General features: G+C 34.2%; 5 protein-coding genes. 2 read left to right on the top strand and 3 right to left on the bottom strand.

The window, feature by feature from the left end; genetic code table 11:
• Positions 1-630 (top strand): restriction endonuclease subunit S (locus F7D20_RS09960; RefSeq protein WP_194253547.1); only part of this gene is annotated, 630 nt, incomplete at its 5' end.
• A gap of 22 nt (positions 631-652) precedes the next feature.
• On the opposite strand, the gene F7D20_RS09955 is transcribed toward F7D20_RS09960, so the two are convergent.
• Together F7D20_RS09955 and F7D20_RS09950 are read right to left on the bottom strand one after the other, a co-directional pair.
• Positions 653-1,078 (bottom strand): hypothetical protein, encoded by a 426-nt coding sequence (locus tag F7D20_RS09955; RefSeq protein WP_158463913.1) that lies wholly within the window; start codon positions 1,076-1,078, stop codon positions 653-655.
• Between the two features lie 26 nt (positions 1,079-1,104).
• Positions 1,105-1,653 carry a Panacea domain-containing protein gene (locus F7D20_RS09950; protein WP_022111360.1) on the bottom strand — a complete coding sequence of 183 codons (549 nt, stop codon included), beginning with the start codon at positions 1,651-1,653 and terminating at the stop codon, positions 1,105-1,107.
• A gap of 243 nt (positions 1,654-1,896) precedes the next feature.
• Between F7D20_RS09950 and F7D20_RS09945 the strand changes: the two genes are divergently transcribed.
• Entirely contained in the window at positions 1,897-2,469 is a 573-nt protein-coding gene (locus F7D20_RS09945; protein ID WP_158463912.1) for a restriction endonuclease subunit S, read from the top strand.
• Here F7D20_RS09945 and F7D20_RS09940 read toward each other — a convergent pair.
• The coding region (locus F7D20_RS09940; protein ID WP_194253545.1) for a restriction endonuclease subunit S at positions 2,462-3,112 on the bottom strand (651 nt) is incomplete at its 5' end. The genes F7D20_RS09945 and F7D20_RS09940 overlap by 8 nt on opposite strands.

The following is a 3,112-nucleotide window of genomic DNA, read 5'->3' as shown; positions in this document are numbered from 1 at the left end:
CGCATAGCAACCCAAAACAAAATCATTGAGGACTTTAAAAAACTAAAGTCTGCGATTATAGAAAAGTTATACTCTGAAATTCAAGGAAAAGAATACTCGTATAGACAATTGTTTGATGTTGTAAATGAACGCAATAAACAAATGGAATATTCAAATATCCTTTCTGCAAGCCAAGAAAAAGGCATGATAAATAGAGATGACCTAAATTTAGATATTCAATTTGAACGTAGTAATATCAATACTTACAAGATTGTAAGAGCTGGTGATTATGTTATTCATTTGCGTTCCTTTCAAGGAGGTTTTGCTTTTTCGGACAAATCGGGTGTATGTAGTCCTGCATATACAATTCTTCGTCCAAATAGCTTTTTAGAATATAGCTACTTATCCAATTATTTCACTTCTCAAAGATTTATAAAGTCTTTGATAATTGTGACATATGGCATTCGTGATGGGCGTTCTATAAATGTAGATGAGTGGCTCAGTATGAAGATAACTATTCCGTCAAAAGAACACCAGCAATATATAGTAAAAATGATTGGGAGTTTTGACAGAAAAATCGAAAGCGAAGAAGCTTATACTATTCATTTGTCAAAACAAAAACAATATATACTTCGCCAGATGTTCATATAAAGCATCTGGCGAAGCCAGTATCTTATATAATACCAAACTCTCTTAGTTGCTTTTTGCTTATGGTTGGACTCTCTTTTACGGTATTGATAATCAGTTCCATCATTTCTGCATCGGAGATAACCCCACGATAAGTATTTTTATTGAATTTACTTCTCTTGGCCACAATAATCTTTGAGCAGTTGATAAACGAGTTGTGCTCCAAAAATGAAAATTGTTCAACTGTTACAGGTAGCTGATAGTCTGTAACTGACGTTGGCAAATTATAATTGATGTTTGAGTTTATTACTAAACCACCAATAACATTTCCTTCATTATCAAAACCAAGGATGATGAAGAATTTATTGCGGGAAGTATCTCCTGCTTTGGGAGTAATACCATTATTTGAATCAAGATTGAGGAAGTGAACATCACCGATGTTAAGACTATCTTGGGCTAACTTGTCAGCCATAGTCCCCAATAATTCTCCGAGTTTCGTCATGATAATGCAGCCTCCACCAACAGATTATCCTTAATATATTCTATCATATCATCGGATGCCATACCATCTTTTGCCATACCAATAATATCCATGACTTTACGCCCTTGTTGGGCATAAGCACGCTTCCATTCTTCGCCATGTGATTTTGCACGTAACTCACCGTATGGAAGATTTACATTCTCGAAGATAGACTTATCCAAAGCTTCAATATCAGCTTTTGACAGGTATTCATCGTCTGCCTGTCGCTTGGCTTCAAGCATATAATAAGCATCATCAGTTCCTTTAGAAACGCAATTGTCTATCATTGCTTGCAATTCTTTATCACACTGAGGATCGCCTTTTATACAATTATAAAGGACAGAAGGTACAGGTCCATCTGGCAATGCACAGAATTCGTCAGAAACCATAGGAAAGCCATATTTTGCTAAATATGAAATATTAGCAAAATATATAACCTTGAATACATGGTAGTAGTCTAACCCTTTTGTTTTATTCAAGATATATAATACAATCTCTGTCAGTTTCTGTTTATCGAAGTTTGTCATCTCAATAGTTTTTTATTGGTTGCAAAATTAATACATGTTATTAATATGTCCAAAAAACAATAAGTTTTTTACGAAATATTATATATTCAAATGAAAGTAGAGCTTATTTCAAATTTTAATAGCCATTCTTCCCATAGATAAGAAAGGTATTCTTTTGAATCCCTAATGTTTTAAATAAACAGCTTATTTTCAATAGATAAGGGACTAAATGACACATTATATGCTCAACATGGTGACGAAGTAATGACTTCTTTTGCAGAACTTGGCACTTCATATTCTGGACTGTCAGGGAAGTCTGCACAAGATTTTGGTTCAGGTAAACCTTTCATAACTTATTTGAATGTGTATTCAAACAATGTCATCAATGAAAATGAATTCCAATATGTAGCAATCAAAGATGGTGAGAAACAGAATATTGTCGAATATGGTGATGTCTTATTCACCTTGTCATCAGAAACACCAAATGAAGTTGGTATCGGTTCTGTATTTCTTGGCAAAGAAAAAGTGTATCTGAATAGTTTCTGTTTTGGTATTCATATCACAAATAAGGAAGTGGCTTTTCCTCCGTTTTTGTCTTACTACGTTTCTTCAACGGCATTTCGCAAGTTCATCTATCCATTTGCACAAGGAAGTACGAGGTTCAACCTTTGTAAGGCTGATTTTGAGAAGGCAAGTATTAAACTACCAACTTTAGAGAATCAAAAGCGAATATACTCTATTCTGAGTCATATAGATAGTAAAATTGAAACAGAAAAACATATGCTTGACCTCTATAATTCTCAAAAGCAGTATCTGCTTCGCCAAATGTTCATATAAACATCTGGCGGAGCAAGTATTGCTTCTGATTTTGAAAAAGTAATTTTGTGTGGTTCTCTGTCTCTAATTTGGTGTACAATGCTTGATACAATTCACATATTTGTTTCTGAGTATTTGTTGGAGGGATCTGAACAACAGTTTTTCCTAACTCTGTTTGGTTTATGCTTGCCTGTGATACAGCTTTGTTACAGACAGTCTTAAAGCGATTGAGCATTCTATTTGTATTCAACAACAAGTATAAATAGAATGGAATAACCACCATATTGTTAGGTGTCAATCTGAGTAGATTCATTCCATGATACAGGTCATAATCTTTATCTATGAATGCGGTATTGCCTATGTATTCAACACTATTGATATTGCTGAACAAAATGTCTCCAACTCGCAATCTGTAATTTTCTGAAGATTCAAAAGGTGCAACATACCCCACACGTTCTATATTCACCTTATGCCCGGAAATTGTTTCTATACGAGAAACTTTTAATCCTTTCTTTGACAAAAGTTGACTTCCCGAATAACCGCTCTTAATCTCACAGATTTCTCCAAGTTTATAATTGATGCCACTATTCATGAATACCCTCTGATTAATTCCCTTAATTAAGGACTGCAACTTGTCAATGATTTTGTTTTGGGTTGCTATGCG

Source organism: Segatella copri (assembly GCF_009495355.1).
In the GTDB taxonomy this organism is placed as follows: domain Bacteria; phylum Bacteroidota; class Bacteroidia; order Bacteroidales; family Bacteroidaceae; genus Prevotella.
The sequence above is the reverse complement of the archived record's forward strand: the minus strand, read 5'-3'. Positions and strand labels throughout refer to the sequence as shown.